The 16,727-nt window shown below is 72.2% G+C and carries 15 protein-coding genes and 1 pseudogene; 7 read left to right on the forward strand and 9 right to left on the reverse strand.

All coding sequences use genetic code 11. The features are described from left to right. Positions 1 to 28: 28 nt before the first annotated feature. The 5 genes from CRP56_RS01870 (at position 29) to CRP56_RS01890 (ending at position 6,838) form a co-directional block, all read left to right on the forward strand. Positions 29 to 652, forward strand: coding sequence for a LuxR C-terminal-related transcriptional regulator (locus CRP56_RS01870; protein WP_097259667.1), 624 nt, complete (start codon positions 29 to 31; stop codon positions 650 to 652). Between the two features lie 105 nt (positions 653 to 757). Further along, on the forward strand, positions 758 to 2,656 hold the full coding sequence (locus CRP56_RS01875) for a M6 family metalloprotease domain-containing protein (RefSeq protein WP_097259668.1): 1,899 nt from the start codon (positions 758 to 760) through the stop codon (positions 2,654 to 2,656). An 18-nt stretch (positions 2,657 to 2,674) separates the two neighbouring features. Beyond that, on the forward strand, positions 2,675 to 4,498 hold the full coding sequence (locus CRP56_RS01880) for a S8 family serine peptidase (RefSeq protein ID WP_097259669.1): 1,824 nt from the start codon (positions 2,675 to 2,677) through the stop codon (positions 4,496 to 4,498). Positions 4,499 to 4,526: 28 nt separating this feature from the next. Then, positions 4,527 to 5,603, forward strand: coding sequence for a ComEC/Rec2 family competence protein (locus tag CRP56_RS01885; RefSeq protein WP_097259670.1), 1,077 nt, complete (start codon positions 4,527 to 4,529; stop codon positions 5,601 to 5,603). Beyond that, complete coding sequence (locus CRP56_RS01890) at positions 5,600 to 6,838, forward strand: patatin-like phospholipase family protein (protein ID WP_097259671.1); 1,239 nt, start codon at positions 5,600 to 5,602, stop codon at positions 6,836 to 6,838. Before CRP56_RS01885 ends, CRP56_RS01890 begins: the two co-directional genes overlap by 4 nt. Here CRP56_RS01890 and CRP56_RS01895 read toward each other — a convergent pair. From CRP56_RS01895 to CRP56_RS01925, 7 genes and pseudogenes are all read right to left on the reverse strand, one after another. Continuing rightward, positions 6,810 to 7,361, reverse strand: coding sequence for a copper chaperone PCu(A)C (locus CRP56_RS01895; protein ID WP_097259672.1), 552 nt, complete (start codon positions 7,359 to 7,361; stop codon positions 6,810 to 6,812). The genes CRP56_RS01890 and CRP56_RS01895 overlap by 29 nt on opposite strands. Then, the gene (locus CRP56_RS01900) at positions 7,358 to 9,592 is read right to left on the reverse strand and encodes a heavy metal translocating P-type ATPase (RefSeq protein WP_373559622.1); all 2,235 of its coding nucleotides are present in this window, start codon (positions 9,590 to 9,592) and stop codon (positions 7,358 to 7,360) included. Before CRP56_RS01900 ends, CRP56_RS01895 begins: the two co-directional genes overlap by 4 nt. 14 nt (positions 9,593 to 9,606) lie before the next feature. Then, the gene (locus CRP56_RS01905; RefSeq protein ID WP_097259673.1) at positions 9,607 to 9,837 is read right to left on the reverse strand and encodes a hypothetical protein; all 231 of its coding nucleotides are present in this window, start codon (positions 9,835 to 9,837) and stop codon (positions 9,607 to 9,609) included. A gap of 108 nt (positions 9,838 to 9,945) precedes the next feature. Next, on the reverse strand, positions 9,946 to 10,680 hold the full coding sequence (locus tag CRP56_RS01910; RefSeq protein ID WP_097259674.1) for a YcnI family protein: 735 nt from the start codon (positions 10,678 to 10,680) through the stop codon (positions 9,946 to 9,948). Positions 10,681 to 10,720: 40 nt separating this feature from the next. Beyond that, positions 10,721 to 11,299: a hypothetical protein gene (locus CRP56_RS01915; protein ID WP_257039982.1), complete on the reverse strand. Its 579-nt coding sequence runs from the start codon at positions 11,297 to 11,299 to the stop codon at positions 10,721 to 10,723. A 109-nt stretch (positions 11,300 to 11,408) separates the two neighbouring features. Continuing rightward, positions 11,409 to 11,629 (reverse strand): annotated as a pseudogene (locus CRP56_RS01920) (aminoglycoside phosphotransferase family protein); the annotation flags it as partial. Positions 11,630 to 11,692: 63 nt separating this feature from the next. Continuing rightward, positions 11,693 to 12,571, reverse strand: a complete 879-nt coding sequence (locus CRP56_RS01925) for an NAD(P)-dependent oxidoreductase (RefSeq protein ID WP_097259675.1) — start codon at positions 12,569 to 12,571, stop codon at positions 11,693 to 11,695. Positions 12,572 to 12,712: 141 nt separating this feature from the next. Here CRP56_RS01925 and CRP56_RS01930 point away from each other — a divergent pair, with 141 nt between their 5' ends. Next, positions 12,713 to 13,300: a TetR/AcrR family transcriptional regulator gene (locus tag CRP56_RS01930; protein WP_179850926.1), complete on the forward strand. Its 588-nt coding sequence runs from the start codon at positions 12,713 to 12,715 to the stop codon at positions 13,298 to 13,300. Between the two features lie 51 nt (positions 13,301 to 13,351). Here CRP56_RS01930 and CRP56_RS01935 read toward each other — a convergent pair whose 3' ends face one another. Further along, positions 13,352 to 14,230 carry a PfkB family carbohydrate kinase gene (locus CRP56_RS01935; RefSeq protein ID WP_257039983.1) on the reverse strand — a complete coding sequence of 293 codons (879 nt, stop codon included), beginning with the start codon at positions 14,228 to 14,230 and terminating at the stop codon, positions 13,352 to 13,354. 163 nt (positions 14,231 to 14,393) lie between these two features. Between CRP56_RS01935 and CRP56_RS01940 the strand changes: the two genes are divergently transcribed. Next, on the forward strand, positions 14,394 to 15,773 hold the full coding sequence (locus CRP56_RS01940) for a DEAD/DEAH box helicase (RefSeq protein WP_097259678.1): 1,380 nt from the start codon (positions 14,394 to 14,396) through the stop codon (positions 15,771 to 15,773). Positions 15,774 to 15,808: 35 nt separating this feature from the next. Here CRP56_RS01940 and CRP56_RS01945 read toward each other — a convergent pair whose 3' ends face one another. Then, positions 15,809 to 16,717 carry an amidohydrolase family protein gene (locus CRP56_RS01945; protein ID WP_257039984.1) on the reverse strand — a complete coding sequence of 303 codons (909 nt, stop codon included), beginning with the start codon at positions 16,715 to 16,717 and terminating at the stop codon, positions 15,809 to 15,811. Positions 16,718 to 16,727: the final 10 nt, after the last annotated feature.

A 16,727-nucleotide genomic window follows, 5' to 3' on the forward strand; every position in this document is an offset into this window, starting at 1 on the left:
GCGGCGGCCCGGGCGGAGCGAGGTGGCGATGCGGGCGGAAGCGAGGAGGGTCGCCGTCGTAGGCGACTGTCCGCTCCTCCGCAGCGGCGTGGCCCGGGCGATCGAAGGCGCCGAGGGGCTCACGCTCGTCCTCGCCACCCGGTCGGCCGACGAGGCGGCGCGTGCTCTCGCAACCGGTGACGTCGCGCTGGTGGACCTCCAGCTGACCCCCGTCTGCCTGGCACAGGTGGTGGGGCGGCTCGTCGGCGGCGGTGCGAGGGTCCTGGTCTTCTGCTCCGTGCGGGAGAACCACGCCGTGCCCGCGATGCGCGCGGGCGCCCGCGGCTGCCTCAGCCGTCAGGCCGACGAGGCCGAACTGCTGGCCGCCGTCCGGCTGGTGGCCGACGGCTGCTCGTACGTCTCCGCGGCTCTCGCCGTACGTCCGGACACCGAGCCGGCCTGCCATGTCACGCATCGGGAGCGGCAGATCCTGGAGCTGATCGCGCACGGGGAGACGGACCACGCCATCGCCGCCCGGCTGGGCATCAGCGAGCACACCGTCCATTCCCATCTGGACCGGCTGCGCGACAAGGTCGGCTCCCGGCGCCGGGCCGACCTGACCCGCTTCGCCCTCACGCACGACATCATCCCCGCGGCCTCCTGGCAGGGGTAACGCTACCCCTGCGGGATGTGGGTTCTTCTGCCCTGTGGGGCTCCTCCTCCGCGCTCCACACTGAGGTCGAGAACCCTCTAACGCCGCTTCGGGAGGTCTTCCGCGATGAGTGGCATCTTCGGTGACACGCTCACCTTCCATCAGGAGGAGGGCGGCGCCGTCGAACTCGTCGCCTTCGGTGACGACAAGTACGCGAGGTACGAGACCGTCGACGGCTACTCGGTCGTCTACGACGCCGACCGGGGCGCCTACTGCTACGCGGAGACCGACAGTGCCGGCCCCGGACGCCGGTTCGTCTCCAGCGGCGTTCCGTTGTCCCAGCCCGCGCCCGTGGGCCTGCCGCGGCATCTGCGAGAGGGCCAGGGCTACCGGCGGGAGGTCTTCAAGGACCGGGTGCTGCAGACGATCCCTGAGGAGGATCGGGCCCACCTCGATCCCGACACCCTGCTCACCTTCGGCCCCGTCAAGGGCCTGCTGCCCGGCGACGCCCTGACGGCGGGCGACGTACAGGGGCTGACGATCCTGGTCGACTTCCCGGACACGGCGACGGACGTCACGGTGGACGACGTCTCCGCCCTGCTCAACAGCCCGAACTTCACGGCGAACGGCAACCGTTGCTCCGTCAAGGAGTTCTTCCGCACCATGTCGACGGGCAAGCTCCGCTTCACCAACACGGTCGTCGGCCCGTTCCGCATGAGCCGTCCCAGGCTCGCGTACGGGCTCAAGCAGCACCGGGGCGAACTCGTGCCGGAGGCGCTGCAGGCGGCCGCGGACGCCGGTGTGGACTTCAGCCGCTTCGACTCCCTCGAGCGCGGCATCGTCGACTCCGTGTGCATCATGTACGCCGGGCAGACGGAGTTCCGCGAGGACCTGTGGCCGCACAACTCCCGCTTCCCCGCCCAGATCGGCGACGTGCGCACGGACTTCTACACCGTCACCAGCATCGGCGACACGGCGGCCGACCTGCGCATCGGCACCTTCTGCCACGAGAGCGGGCATCTGCTGTGCCGCTGGCCCGACCTCTACGACTACGGAACCGTCGAGCGCGAGGGCGACGACTTCACCAGCGCGGGCATGGGCACCTACTGCGCCATGTCGGCCGGGGACCACCTGGGCGACGGGTTCCTGCCGTCGGCGGTCTGCGTGTACCTGCGCCGGCTCGTGGGCTGGACGCGGGACGTCGACATCTCCGTACCCGGCTCGTACGAGGCCGTGCAGGGCGAGTACGACAAGGCGCTCATCTACCACAACCCGCAGCGCAAGAACGTCGAGTACTACCTGGTCGAGAACCGCAGCAGGCTCGGCTTCGACTCCCGGCTGACCTCCAGCGGACTGGCGGTCTACCACTGCGACATCAAGGGGTCGAACGAGTTTCAGCAGGGCAACCAGGTACGCCACTACCAGTGCGCGCTGCTCCAGGCGGACGGCCACCTGGACCTGGAGACCGGGCTGAACTTCGGTGACGGCGGCGACCTGTACGGGCCGATCGCGGGCACCGCGCTCTCGCACGGCAGCCACCCCGCGTCCCTGTGGTGGGACGGCAGCGAATCCGGTCTCACCCTCTCCGGGATCGGCGCCCCGGGCGAGGTCATCGCCTTCACCACCGGCGAGCAGGGCATCGCGGGCACGCAGATCACGGGACGGTCGGCGCCGGGCGCCGAGATCCCGGACCAGGACGTCGGCGGGCTGACCGACTCGATCGCGCTGGAGGGGGCGGGCACGGTCCGCGACCTGACCGTCTCGATCGACATCGAGCACGCCCGCATCGGCGATCTGCGGGTGGTGCTGCTGGCGCCGTCGGGCCGTCGGGCCGTGATCCACAACCGTACGGGCGGCGACACCAAGAACCTTCGTCTCACCCTGACCTCACAACCGCCGTCGCTGCTGGCGCCGCTGATCGGCGACGCCGTGACCGGCGGCTGGCAGCTCAAGGTCACGGACGCGGTCGAGGGCTCCGCGGGGATGCTGCGCAGCTGGGAGATCACGATCCGCACCGGCACCTGACCCCAGGCGAGGCCCCCGATGGACCGCAAGAAGCTCGAAGAGCTCTTCTATGGCAAAGGTCCCCGGCCCGTTCCCTGGGCGACGGACTGTCCCATAAGGTTCGACGCCCTGCTGACCCTCGCGCACCCGCCCGAGGACACGACGGAGCCGCGCGAGGACCTGATCCTCGCCATCAACGAGGAACACGGTGTCCAGCAGATCCTGCAGAGCTTCCGGGACCTGCACATGATGGGCGACACCCAGCCGATCGCGTCCGGCAGCTTCATCGCGGCGAAACTGACCCTGCGCGAAGTCGTCCAGACCGTGCTGCCGAAGACGAACCTCAACCGTGTCATCCGCGATGTGAACAAGCTGGCGAGGAAGCTGGGCGGGGCCGGCGTCGCGGACGCGCTGCGGGAGGACGACCCGGGCACGGCAGGCCCCGGCGCGGTGAGGCAGCGGGCCAGCGACGTGCACGACAACTCCGCCAGACGCCAGGAGCGCACCCGGCACCAGCGGTGGTTCCTCAGGCTGCTGACCGCCATCGTCGCGGAGTCGAACCCGGCGCTGGTCGGCAAACGGCCGACGGACAAGGCGGTCTGCACCGAAGTGGCCGGGATGCTGACCGGCGTCCGTCTGGAGGAGGCCGACACCGAACCCTCGGTGGATCCGGGGGCACAAGGTGTCCTCGACCGCCGGCAGCGGTATCCGATCCTCTCCGTGACGGCCAACCGGCATGCGTCCTCGGCCGTCGTGCGCTCCCGGGCCACCATCAAGGCCGACGCCGCCGAGCACGTGTTCTCCGTGGACTGCAGCGCGATCGGCTGGGCCGTCGTCGACAGCGGCATCGACGCACGGCACCCCGCCTTCTACGACTGGGACACCACGACCAAGCCGGAGCCGATGCCGCTGCGCTCCCGCATCCCGCGCGCCTTCAACTTCGTCGGCGTCCGCAGGACCCTGTCCCTGGACGCGTTGAACGACGGACGGATCGACTGGCCCGAGGCCCTGCCGTACGCCGAGATCGACCTCGCCCAGGTCACCTCCAGGGCACAGCCTTCCGTGGTCCCGCGCTACCAGCAGTACACGACCCCGGTGGACCCGCACGGCACCCATATCGCCGGGATCATCGGTGGCTGGTGGCCGCGTCCCGAGGAGGAGTTCCGGGGCATCTGCCCGAGGATCCAGCTGTACGACTTCCGGGTCCTGGGCGACACGGGGACGGGGGACGAGTTCTCCATCGTGACGGCCCTTCAGGCCGTCCGGTACATCAACGAGCAGGCCGGAAGGTTCGTCATCGCGGGGGTCAACCTGAGCCTGTCGGTGCCGCACGACGTGGCGAGCCACTCCACCGGCTGGACCCCGGTGTGCATCGAGTGCGACCGCTTGGTCCGCTCCGGTGTCGTGGTCGTCGCCGCGGCCGGCAACTCCGGCTACGCGGGCGCCGTGCACACCCTGGGCAAGGACTACCGCGGTGCGAGCATCTCCGATCCCGGGAACGCGGAGTCCGTCATCACGGTCGGCTCCACGCATCGCAGCAATCCGCACCGCCACGGCGTGAGTTACTTCTCCAGCCGCGGCCCCACCGGCGACGGACGACCGAAGCCCGACCTCCTGGCGCCGGGCGAGGACATCGACGGGCCCGTGCCCGACCAGGGCATCGCCGCGCTGCACGGGACCAGTCAGGCGGCGGCCCATGTGAGCGGGGCGGCCGCGATGCTGCTGGCCCGCAACCGGGAGCTGATCGGGCGCCCGGAGCAGGTCAAGCGAATCCTGTGCGGGACGGCGACGGACCTGGGCCGGGAGCGGCACTACCAGGGGTCCGGCCTGGTCGACGTCCTGCGTGCCATGCAGTCCGTCTGAGACGGCCGAACGCCCAAGGAAGGACGCCATGTTCACCTTCGACTTCCTCAACGCCCGGCACGGCGACTCCTTCCTGGTCCGGTGGGGGCCGGACGAACGGGTCATGCTCGTCGACGGCGGTCCGAGCCAGGTCTACGAGACGTCCCTGCGCGACCGGCTGACACAGCTGCCGCCGGACGGCGCGGGCGCCCCGCGCATCGACGTCGTCTGCCTGTCCCACGTCGACGACGACCACGCGGTCGGGCTGCTCAAGCTGCTCGGTCAGATCCAGCACGCCCGGGAGGACCAGGAACCCGATCCCTTCGCCGTGCGGCGGGTCTGGTTCAACTCCGTGGAGGAACTGGTCGACCGGGAGGAGCCGGGGCTGAGCGCCTCCGCCCAGGAGCTCGTCGACCACGCGAGCACCGAGAGCAGTGCGGTGCGGGCCAGCTACAACCAGGGCCGGGCCCTGCGCGACGCGGCGGCCAAACTGGGGCTGGCGGGCAACCGGCCCATCGACGGACCGCTGATCACCGGCGAGGAGACGACCCTCGACCAGCTGCACGTCACCGTGGTCGCGCCGGACGCGACCGCTCTGGAGGAGCTGACGGACCGCTGGCTCAAGGCGCGCGAACTCCAGGACCCGGGTGTCATCACCTCGGCCTACTCCGACGGCTCCATACCCAACCTGTCCAGCATCGTCCTGCTGCTGACACACCAGGGCCGGACCGCCCTGCTCACCGGGGACGCCCGCGGCGACCGCATCCTCGACGGACTGCGCGCCACCGGACTCCTGGACGACACCGGCCCGCTCCACGTGGACCTGCTGAAACTCCCCCACCACGGCAGCGACCGCAACGTGGAGAGCGACTTCTTCGAGCAGATCCACGCCGATCACTACGTCATCTCGGCCGACGGGGTGAAACACCATCACCCCAGCGAGGACACCCTGCGCATGCTGGTCGACTCCCGCGACCGCGACGACGAGTACACCATCCACCTGACGAACCGGATCGGCTTCGCCGACGACACCCTCGCGGAGCTGCACGACCACCGCAGCTTCACGATTCACGAACGGTCGCCGGAGGAGCAGGCCCTGGTCATAGAGATCGGTGACGAGCCATGACCCCGTCCCACGGCCAGAAGGACCACCGCTGGGCGGTGGACTCGCCCACCCTCGGCACCGGCCTCCAGGCCCGGCCCTGCGGCGACACCCTGCGCCCCGCGGCGCCGCCGCCCGCCGCCGACCCGGTCGCCCTCGCCCTGTCCGGAGGCGGCTTCCGGGCAACGCTCTCCGCACTGGGCGTCATCCGGCTCCTCGCCGACGCGGGGATGCTGCGGGACCTCAGATACGCCTCTTCGGTCTCCGGCGGCTCCATCGCCAACGGTCTGCTCGCCGCCCACTGGGCCGCCCTGCGCCAACAGGGCTTCACGACAGCGGCCGTTGACGAACTCCTCGTCGAACCCACCCTCGAAAGGATCACCTCGCTCTCGCTCAAGAAGGCGCTCCTGCGAGGCCTGTGGCGCACTTTGGGCCCCGCGACCCGCACCGACCTCCTCGCCCGGCGTCTGGACGAGTGGTTCTTCCACGGCACCGGGCTCGCCGACCTGGACCCGCAGGTCCGCTGGATCCTCAACGCCGCCAACCTGACGACCGGCACCCGGTTCACCTTCGAACGGGACGTGTACGGCGACTACGCCATCGGTCTCGCGCCCACGGCCGGCACCGGCCTGAAGCTGTGCCGCGCGGTCGCCGCCTCCGCCGCGGTGCCGGGCGCCTTCCCGCCCCTGGTCCTCGACCGCGCGAGCTTCCCGTGCGGCACCGACGCACCCGCCCTGCTGGACGGCGGCGTCTACGACAACACCGGCACCGAGTCCGTCGACGGCGAGCGCTACCGCGATGTCTTCCTGCTCGTCCTCAACTCCGGCGGCCTGCTGCGCCCCGGCCCGTACGGCGGCGTACCCGTCGTCCGCGATCTGGCGCGTGCCAACTCCCTGTTGTACCGGCAGAGCACGGCCCTGCGCACCCGGCTGATCGTCGAGCGGTTCCGGCGCGGTCACGCGGCGGGCCCCGACGGCCCCCTGCCTCCCGGCAGCCGCAGGGGCGTCCTGGTGGCCCTGGCCACCGACTTCGCCGAGCACGGCGCAGGACAGCTGGACAAGTGGCGGGCCGCCTTCCCCGAGCACCGCACCTACGACGGCCGCGACCTGGCCCTCGTGCCGACCGTCTTCGACCGGATGCCGCAGCCCCTGTGCCGCGCGCTGGTGTACCGCGGCTGGTGGCTCGCCGGCGCCGGCCTGGCCGCTTACCACCCGCACCGCCTCCCGAACCTCACCGCGCTGACTCCCCCACCCCTGTGACCGTGCGGGAGCGGCTGCCCGGGCGGACCACCAGGGCCAGGGTGCTGACCGCACCGCTGTGCTCGAAGTGCAGGGTGAAGGCGATGAGTTCGCCTTCCCGCCATCCCGCCCTGGACCGCAGGGTGACATCCACCTCCTGCGGCGACATGGACAGCCCGCGGCCCGCCCGGACGGCGACCGAAGCCACCGGTTCCCGGGAAGCGGCCGCCTTCCCGGTCATGACGTGCCGGCTGAGCTCCAGGTCTCCCCCGGTCTCGGTGGACGTCACCCGGAGCAGCCGGTCGTCCGCGTCGCCGGTGTTGGCGATGTCGAAGAAGGCCGCGGTGCGTGTCGTGTCGCCGTACGGCAGGAGGACCCGCCCGGGGGACACGGCGATCCGGGGCGGCTCGCCCGCCTTCCCCGCCGTGACCCAGGTCGTCAGTCCACCGAGGGCGAGGCTGCACGCGGCGACGGGCGCGAGCGCGGAGTTCAGGGTGTCGGTGAGGCGGCGTCGGGTCGGGCGCCATGGGTTCGGTGCGGTCATCGGGTGCGGCTCCGGGCGGACGGGGCGGGGCGTGCGGGTGAGGGCTGCCAGGCGCGCAGCCGCAGGCTGTTGGCGACCACCAGCACCGAGCTGGCCGACATCGCCGCGGCGGCGAGCATGGGGTTGAGCAGGCCGACCATGGCGAGCGGGACGGTGACGGCGTTGTAGCCGAACGCCCAGACGAGGTTGGCGCGGATCGTGCCGAGCGTGCGCCGGGCGAGCCGGACGGCGTCCGCGAGCGCCTCGATGTCGCCGCGTACGAGGGTGACGTCGGCGGCGCCGATGGCCACGTCGGTTCCGGTGCCCATGGCGATGCCGAGGTCGGCGACCGCGAGGGCGGCCGCGTCGTTCACGCCGTCGCCGATGACGGCGACCCGGTGACCCTCGCCCTGGAGACCGCGCACGAGGCCGGCCTTCTCCTCGGGGGTGCAGCGGGCGTACGCCTCGTCGATGCCGAGCGCCTGGGCGACGGCCCGCGCGGGGGCCTCGCGATCGCCGGTGGCGAGCACGGGTCGTACGCCGAGCCGCCGCAGCCGGTCCACGGCACGGTAGCTGCCGGGCCGCAGCACGTCCCCGACCTCGATGATCGCCTGGGCGACATCGTCCACGGTCACGAGGACCGGCGTGCGGGCGGCGCCTTCCGTGACAGCCAGTCCGGCGGGCAACTCGTCGTCGGGGGAACGGACTTCGACGAGGTGCCCCTCGACCCGTCCGCGCACCCCGCGGCCCGGGAGCGCGCTGAACTCGCCCACCGCGGGGAGCCGCTCCCCCAGCTCCCGCCGGGCCTGTGCGGCGATCGCCCGCCCCACGGGATGCTCCGACCCCTGCTCCACCGCGCCCGCCAGCCGCAGCACGGCGTCGCGGCCGAGACCTCCCGGTACGGCCGTGACGCGGGCGACGGTCATATGGCCGGTGGTGAGGGTGCCGGTCTTGTCGAGGACCACGGCGTCCAGGTGCCGGAGGCCTTCCAGGGCCTGCGGACCGGTGACGAGGACGCCCAGTTGGGCCCCGCGCCCGGTGGCGGCCATCAACGCGGTCGGCGTCGCCAGGCCGAGCGCGCACGGACACGCCACCACCAGGACGGCCACGCACGCGGTGACGGCCGCCTGGGGATCGGCTCCGGCGCCGAGCCAGAAGCCGAGCGTGGTGACGGCCAGCGCCAGCACGACCGGGACGAAGACCCCGGCCACCGAGTCGGCGAGTCGCTGCGCCTTCGCCTTGCCCGCCTGAGCCTCGGTCACCAGCCGCGTGATCCGGGCGAGTTGGGTGTCGGCGCCGACCGCGGTGGCCCGTACGAGGAGCAGCCCGCCCGCGTTGACGGCCCCGCCGACGACGGCAGAGCCGGGTCCGACCTCCACGGGCTCGCTCTCCCCGGTGACCAGGGACAGGTCCACGGCCGAACTCCCCTCCGTCACCAGCCCGTCGGTGGCGACCCGCTCGCCGGGACGCACGACGAAGGCCTGTCCCACCTCCAACCCCTCGATGGGGATAAGCCGTTCGGTGCCGCCTTCCCGTACGGCGACGTCCTTGGCGGCGAGTCGGGCGAGCGAGCGCAGCGCCGCCCCGGTCCCGTGGCGGGCCCGCGTCTCCAGGAAGCGTCCGGCCAGCACGAACAGGGGTACGCCGACGGCCGCTTCGAGGTAGAGGTGTGCCACGCCGTCATCCGCGGCGGAGGGCAGCAGGCTGAGCGGCATCCGCATGCCGGGGTCGCCCGCGCCGCCGAGGAACAGCGCGTACGCCGACCAGGAGAAGGAGGCCATGACCCCGAGCGAGACGAGGGTGTCCATGGTGGCCGCCGAGTGCCGCAACCCCCTTACCGCGCGCTCGTGGAACGGCCAGGCGCCCCACACGGCGACGGGCGCGGCGAGGACGAAGCACAGCCACTGCCAGTTGCGGAACTGCAGGTCGGGCACCATCGACAGCACGAGCACCGGCAGCGCGAGCAGCGCGGTGGTCAGCAGCCGCTGCCGCTCCTCGCGGGACTCGTCGGCCTCGCTTGGCTGCTGTTTCGGTGACTCGGGGAGTGCGGCCGTGTAGCCGGCTTTCTCGACGGTCTCGACGAGTTCTCGTCGGCTGATGTGGGCCGGGTGGCTGACGCGAGCCCGACCGGTGGCGAGGTTGACGGTCGCCGTGACGCCGTCCAGCCTGCCGAGCTTCTTCTCGACGCGCTGCACGCAGGCCGCGCAGGTCATGCCGCCGATGGTGAGGTCGGTGGCGACAAGAGAAGTCACGGATTCCGTGCCCGTCACCGGGCGCCGCCCATGTCCATGTCGTTCATGTCCGAGCCGCCCGCGCCTGCCCCGCTCGTGCCGGTGCCGCGCATGCCGGGTGCCACCGGGCCCGAGGCCGCGCCGACGGCGTACGACACGGTGAACATCAGGGCCAGCAGCAGGAGGAAGGCGCAGAACGCGGGCGGCGGCACGCATCTCCGCAGCACCGCGCCCACGCCGGAGGAGGAATGCCGGAACTCGTCCATCAACCGCGACTCCAGATCACGTCGTACGGCGCCGGTCGGATCGGGCCGCGCCGGTTCAGGAGTCGGGTCGACGGAGCGTCAAGTTCCGCAGCCTTGATGTGATCTACGTCACTTACGCTGCGACGGGCCGCGCCGCACGGCGAACACCGCCGCCGCCAGTCCGAGCACGCCCACGACGAGGCCGGCGATGCCGAGGCCGCGTGCGGTCGAGTCGCTGCTCGACGCCGTCGACGCCGTCGAGGCGGTGCTCGCGGAGCCCTTGGCGCTTGCCGTCGCGCCGGAGCCCTCGGAGTCGGAGCCTTCGGCGCCTTCGGTGGTGAGCTTGAGGACCGGTGCCGGGTTCTCCGGCTCCTCGTCGCCCTGTGTGGCCTGCTCGATCCAGCGCACGGTCTTGCCGTCGGAGTACGTCTGGAGGGCCTTGAAGGTCAACTGGCCGGTGTCGTCGGGCAGTTGACCGAAGGCCACGTCGAAGTCCTCGTACTGCCCGGCCGTGATCTTCCCTCCCGTCCAGGTGATCTCGGAGACGGCGTCGGTGATGCTGCCGTCGTCGGTCTTCACCGGCGTCTTGAGCTTGGTGGTGGTGACCTTGGGAGTCCAGCCGTCGTGCGGGGAGACGAGGACGCCGAGGACGGGGTGGTCGGTGGGCAGGAAGACCTGCACCTTCGTGGTGCTCGCGGTGTCCTCCTCGTTGGGGACACGGAAGGTCAGGACGCCGTCCGTGGCGCCCTTGGCGTAGCTCTCGGGGTGGACGGTGACGTGCGCGGAGGCGATGCCCGCGGCGGCGAGGACACCGGCGGCGGCGAGCGTGGTGACGGCGCCGGCGCGGCGCAGGGTGGTGGACATGGCTGAGTGGATCTCCGTACTGCGAAAGGGATGTCGGGGTTCAGACGGCGTACGACATCCCGGCCGGCGGTCCGCGTCGACGCACGGCGTACCGCAACCGCGCGCTCGTCAGCGACCGGGACGCCTCACGGGTCCGCGGTCCGGGCAGCGGCCGGTCCGGCACTCCTCCGTCCGTCCGCCACCATGCGACGAGCCCCGGCACGAAGGCGATCGCCCAGCGCAGCAGCGACCACAGCGCGGCCTCGCCCCGCCGCAGCCACCAGGTGAGGGTGAGCGCAGCTCCGACGTGGACGGCGGTGGCGTGCGGGGTCAGGGCGTGGGAGTGGTCGGTCATCCGCATGCCGTGCAGGGCCATCGCGGTGTGCTGCGGCCGGAGGGAGTGGAAGGCGAAGTGCAGGGCGGCCTGGGCGGCGAGCGTCACCGCGCCGATGCCGGTCAGCGAGCGTTCCCGGCCCGCGAGCAGACAGCCGACCGCGAAGACGGGAACGGCCGCCGCGATCTGGACCCACACCGGCGGTGCCTCACCCGTGGCCAGCGCATGTCCTCCGGTGGCGAGCAGCACGCACAGCACGGCGAACACCGCCGCGCGCACACTCCGCACCGCCACCGACCCTCTCATCGCACCCGATGCTGTCATGCCGCCGGGAGGCCGCTTCCGCCGCCCGGGCACACGGCCTCAGGCAGCCCCGGCGATCACGGCGTGGGCAGCGCCTGCGCGATGGTGACGTCAGGACCTCGGTGAGAAGGTCGAAGCGGCGCCGCACCACGCGCGGGGCGTCGCCCTTCGCCACGACGTCGTCCCATCTGCTGTCCAGAGCGGGCCAGAGGTCGAAGCCGGGGTCCCCGGCGAGTCGCTCCCGATGGCGAGCCAAGGTTCACGCTGCGCGGCAAGGACGTTGGCGTAGTGCAGATCCCAGTGCAGCATCCGATCCCTGGGTTCTGCGACCATCAGCGGAAATGGCGGGACATGTCCCGCTCGTCGTCCACGAAACGGTACCCGAGGGCGCGGACGCTACCGATCGCCGTCGGTCCGGGCCCGCAGCGCGTGCAGTACGGCCACCATGTCCTCGTCGCCATGGCCCCGCGCCACGGTCTCGTCGTAGAGGGCGTGGCAGACGTCGAGGAGCGGGGAGGCCAGGTCGGCCTTGCGGGCGGCCTGCGCGATGAGCCGGTTGTTCTTGAGGACGTCCGCGGCGCCCGCCTGCACACCGAAGTCACCGGCCACCAGCTTGGCCGCCTTCACCCGGGACACGGCACTGGCCATCGGGCCGGCGTCCAGCACGTCCCGCAGCAGCCGCTGGTCGAGGCCGTGCCGGTCGGCGAAGTGGAACGCCTCGGCGAGGCCGGTGACCAGGGTGATCAGGAAGAGGTTCACCGAGAACTTCATCAGCAGCGCGCCCGGTACGGGACCGCAGCCGAACGTCTCCCGGCACAGGGGCGCGAGCAGCGGACGTACGGCCTCCACCGCCTCCTCGTCGCCGGCCAGCATCCCGACCAACTCCCCTTGTTCCGCGGGCACTCGGGAGCCGGAGACCGGGGCCTCGACGTAGCGTCCGCCCGCGCTGCGGACCGCGTCCTCCAGGCCGGCGGAGTACTCGGGCGAGGTGGTGCCCATGTGGACGAGGGTGCGGTCGGCGACCCGGCTGGCGAAGACCGGGGTGCCGCGTCCGAGGACCTCGTCCATGGCGTTCTCGTCGGCCAGCATGAGGATCACGGTCCGTGCCCGGGCGAAGAGCTCGTCCGGGCTCTCCGCGACCTCCGCTCCGGCGGCGCGCACGGGATCGCAGCGGTCCGCTGTGCGGTTCCAGACGACGAGGGGGGTGCCGGCGCGGGCGAGGTTGAGCGCCATGGGCTGCCCCATGACCCCGAGGCCGACGAAACCGACGCACACAAGGCACCACCACTTGGGTCGCGAGGAACCGCGGAACCGCACAGGACGGCGGACCATCCACTATGACAGCGGTCATAGTAGCCGAGGCCTATGACCACCGTCATAAGATGGCGGCGGTTCGACGACTCAGGGAGGCCGGGGATGTCCGAACGAGGACCGCGTGAGCGGATGGTCTTCAGCGCGGCGCAGCTCATCCGGCGCGACGGAGTCGCCTCCACCGGCATGCGCGAGGTCGCCGCCCATGCCGAGGCGCCGCGCGGTTCGCTGCAGCACTACTTCCCCGGCGGCAAGGAACAGCTGGTCAACGAGGCGGTGGCCTGGGCGGGCAGGTACGCGGGCAACCGTGTCGCCCGTTTCCTGGCCGCACTTCCGGAGCCGACACCGGGCGGGCTGTTCGCCGAGATGGTGCGCCAGTGGACCGACGAGTACGAACGCGCCGGCTTCGCGGGCGGCTGCCCGGTGGCCGCCGCCACGGTGGACTGCGCGGAGTCCACCGCGTCCACCCGCGAGGCGGCAGCGGCGGCGTTCGCCGCCTGGACCGGCCCGGTGGCCCGAGCGCTGGCCGACATGGGCGTACCCGAGGAGCGGACCACCGACCTGGCCACGCTGATGATCAGCACCCTGGAAGGAGCACTCCTCATCGCCCGCGCCGAACAGGACGTACGGGCCCTGACGACCGCGGCCCGGGAACTGGCCCCGCTGCTCGACGCGGCCGCGCGCACACGCTGAACTCTGTTTCCCCTCGGGGACTGTCCGGCGGGACCTTCGGGGGCGGCTCAGCTACTTCATCCACTCCCGCGTGCCGAACGAGGTGCACGCCCGTGACGCCCACGCCGTCGCGGCGCGCAGCGCCCCGGCGAATCCCGGGTCGGTCAGCTCGGGCTGCAGGGACAGCTGGTGGGCGAGTGTGCCGTGCAGTACGTCGCCCGCGCCGAGCGTGTCCACCACCCGCACGGCCGGGACGTCGACCGTGCCACCGCCGTGCGGCCCCTCCCACACGAGGGGCTGCCCGCCCCGGCTCACCGCTCTCCACGGGACGTGACGGTCGCGCAGGAACCGCAGGACCTCCTCGGGACCGGTGGTGCCGGGTGGGCGGAAGGAGTCGGCGCAGACGGCCACGTCGATGGAGGGCAGCAACTGTTCCGTTCCCGGCTTCCAGCTGCCGCCGTCCAGTACGGTCCGGCATCCGGCGGCCCGTGCGGCGCGCGCGACGGCCAGCGCGAGGTCCATGTGATGGCCGTCGAACTCGACGACGTCGTAGCCCGCCACCAGAGCGGTGAGGTCAGGGGGCTGCGCGATCCGGCGTCCCGCCGCGTTCGTCGACGCCACGGCCCGGTCACCGCTGGACGCGGTCACCAGGATCGAGGACACGGAGGGCGGCTCGGTCGAGTCGGCCGACAGGTCCCGCACCGTCACGCCGAGCCCTTCCAGGTCCGCCGCGGCCGCGACGCCCAGCGGATGGGAGCCGATCGACGTGAGGAGTGTGGCCGCGCCGCCGAGGTGGGCGAAGGCCGCGGCCGCGTTGGCGGCCGGACCGCCCGCGGCCACCGTCTGCCGACGGGCCGTCACCTTCTCGTTCGGGCCCGGCAGTTGGTCGACGAGTTGGACGACGTCGAACGTGCACAGGCCGACGAACAGTCCCGCAGGGTGTTGTGACACGTCAGTCGACCGTCCCGATGTGTGCGGTGGACGCGGTGGTACGGGCACCTTATTCCGCGTGTCCACTGATAAAATGGCCGCACGCTTCGACTTCGCCGGGGCCCGTACCGAGCGGTACGGGCCCCGGGCCATTCCGGGGCGCCTGATCAGGAAGGTTCCCCCGATGAACGCCAAGCCGTCGCACCCCGGACGCTCCGATGCCGATGCGCCTCAGCCGGTGTCCCCCGGCCTGCCTCCGGCCGCGTCCTTCGACGCGCTCGGGCTGCCCTCGGAGCTGGTGACGGCGATGACGGCCCTCGGGGTGACCGAGCCGTTCCCGATCCAGGCCGCCACCCTGCCCAACGCGCTGGCCGGCCGCGACGTCCTCGGCCGGGCGCGGACCGGCTCCGGCAAGACGCTGGCCTTCGGGCTGGCGCTCCTCGTCCGGACCGCGGGCCTGCGGGCGGACTCCAAGCGTCCGCTCGCGCTGGTGCTGGTGCCGACCCGGGAACTCGCGCAGCAGGTCAGCGACGCGCTGACCCCGTACGCGCAGACGCTGAAGGTGCGGCTGGCGACGGTGGTCGGCGGGCTGTCGATCAACCGGCAGCAGGCGGCGCTGCGGGCCGGCGTCGAGGTGCTCATCGCGACGCCGGGCCGGCTGACCGACCTCGTGGAGCGCCGGGACTGCCACCTCGACCAGGTGCGGATCACGGTGCTGGACGAGGCGGACCAGATGTGCGACCTGGGTTTCCTGCCGCAGGTCACACAGACCCTGGACCAGGTGCGCCCGGACGGCCAGCGGCTGCTGTTCTCCGCCACGCTGGACAAGAACGTGGAGCACTTGGTGCGCGGCTATCTGCACGACCCGGTGCTCGCGTCGGTCGACCCGGCGGCGGGCTCGGTCACCACGATGGAACACCATGTGCTGAACATCCACGCCGCCGACAAGTACGCGACCGCGACCGAGATCGCCGCGCGCGACGGGCGGGTCCTGATGTTCCTCGACACCAAGGCCGGCGTCGACCAGTTCACCCGCCATCTGCGGGCCAGCGGCATCCGGGCCGGCGCCCTGCACAGCGGGAAGTCGCAACCGCAGCGCACGCACACCCTGGGCCAGTTCAAGGACGGTGAGATCACCGTGCTGGTCGCCACCAACGTCGCCGCCCGGGGCATTCACATCGACACGCTCGACCTCGTCGTCAACGTCGACCCGCCGGCCGACGCCAAGGACTACCTGCACCGTGGCGGACGTACGGCGCGCGCCGGGGAGTCCGGGACCGTGGTCACCCTGGTCACGCCCAACCAGCGGCGCGAGGTGAACCGGATGATGTCCGAGGCCGGGATCCGCCCGACCGTCACCCAGGTGCGCTCCGGCGAGGCGCAGCTGACCGCCATCACCGGCGCGAAGCGCCCGCCGGCCGGGACGAAGACCTCCACCGGCAACGTCCCCTTCCGCGGCCTCGGCGACCGTACGGGCCGCCCCGCGAAGGAGTCCCGCAAGACGTCCGAGGCCCGCAAGATCGCGGAGGCCCGCGCGGCGGCCCGGGTGCGCAAGGGTCGCTGAGGCCGGGCAGGCGGCGGGCGCGGAAGAGCTCCTGCTCACACCTCGAACAACGCCGCCGCGTTGTCGTGGCACACGGCGCGCAGCCACTCAGGTCCGAGGCCCAGCCGCTCCAGGGCGTGCAGCTGCTGGACGTACGGGTAGGGGATGTTGGGGAAGTCGGAGCCCAGCAGGACGCGGTCGCCGAGACCGGCGAGCCGGGGCAGGGAACCGCGCGGGAACGGCATGAAGGCCTCGGTGAAATCGGTGAACGCCATGGTGGTGTCCAGCCGCACCTCCGGGTACCGCTCGGCGAGGCTCAGGAAGTCCTCGTACTCGGGCATCCCCATGTGCGCGACGATCAGCCGCAGCCTCGGGTGGCGCGCCAGCACCCGGGCGATCGGCTCGGGGCCGGTGTGCTTGCCGGGCGCGGGCCCGGAGCCGCAGTGGATCACCACCGGGATCCGGGCCTCGGCCAGCACGCCCCACGCCGGCCGGAGCAGCTCGTCGGCCGGGTCGTACGCCCCCACCTGCACATGCGCCTTGAACACGCGCGCGCCCGCTTCGACCGCCTCGCGGACGTACGCCTCGACGTCCGGCTCGGGATACAGGGTGGCGGTGTGCAGGCACTCCGGGGTGCGGTGGGCGAAGTCGGCCGCCCAGCCGTTCAGCCACCGGGCCATGCCGGGCTTGTGCGGGTAGAGCATCGAGGTGAACGCCCGCACGCCGAACCGGCGCAGCACATCCGCCCGTTCCGCCTCCTGCCGCCGGTACGTGATCGGCCACTCCAGCCCGCCGGTCAGGGCCCCCTGGGTGTCGAAGTACGCCCAGACCTTGTCCAGGACGCGCTCGGGCATGAAGTGCGTGTGGACGTCGATGAGTCCCGGAAGGCCGAGCTCCGCCCAGAAACGACGGACCTCGGCGGCTTCCGCCTCCCAGGACCCGGGGACCGTACGGTGATCGTGCACGGCTCCCACG

Source organism: Streptomyces sp. TLI_55 (assembly GCF_900206255.1).
Lineage (GTDB): Bacteria > Actinomycetota > Actinomycetes > Streptomycetales > Streptomycetaceae > Streptomyces > Streptomyces aquilus.

What these genes read in the sequence shown, in the direction of transcription:
- CRP56_RS01870 (WP_097259667.1), top strand. Translation starts at nt 29, where the DNA reads ATGCGGGCGGAAGCGAGGAGGGTCGCCGTCGTAGGCGACTGTCCGCTC.
- CRP56_RS01875 (WP_097259668.1), top strand. Translation starts at nt 758, where the DNA reads ATGAGTGGCATCTTCGGTGACACGCTCACCTTCCATCAGGAGGAGGGC.
- CRP56_RS01880 (WP_097259669.1), top strand. Translation starts at nt 2,675, where the DNA reads ATGGACCGCAAGAAGCTCGAAGAGCTCTTCTATGGCAAAGGTCCCCGG.
- CRP56_RS01885 (WP_097259670.1), top strand. Translation starts at nt 4,527, where the DNA reads ATGTTCACCTTCGACTTCCTCAACGCCCGGCACGGCGACTCCTTCCTG.
- CRP56_RS01890 (WP_097259671.1), top strand. Translation starts at nt 5,600, where the DNA reads ATGACCCCGTCCCACGGCCAGAAGGACCACCGCTGGGCGGTGGACTCG.
- CRP56_RS01895 (WP_097259672.1), bottom strand. Translation starts at nt 7,361, where the DNA reads ATGACCGCACCGAACCCATGGCGCCCGACCCGACGCCGCCTCACCGAC.
- CRP56_RS01905 (WP_097259673.1), bottom strand. Translation starts at nt 9,837, where the DNA reads ATGGACGAGTTCCGGCATTCCTCCTCCGGCGTGGGCGCGGTGCTGCGG.
- CRP56_RS01910 (WP_097259674.1), bottom strand. Translation starts at nt 10,680, where the DNA reads ATGTCCACCACCCTGCGCCGCGCCGGCGCCGTCACCACGCTCGCCGCC.
- CRP56_RS01915 (WP_257039982.1), bottom strand. Translation starts at nt 11,299, where the DNA reads ATGAGAGGGTCGGTGGCGGTGCGGAGTGTGCGCGCGGCGGTGTTCGCC.
- CRP56_RS01930 (WP_179850926.1), top strand. Translation starts at nt 12,713, where the DNA reads ATGTCCGAACGAGGACCGCGTGAGCGGATGGTCTTCAGCGCGGCGCAG.
- CRP56_RS01940 (WP_097259678.1), top strand. Translation starts at nt 14,394, where the DNA reads ATGAACGCCAAGCCGTCGCACCCCGGACGCTCCGATGCCGATGCGCCT.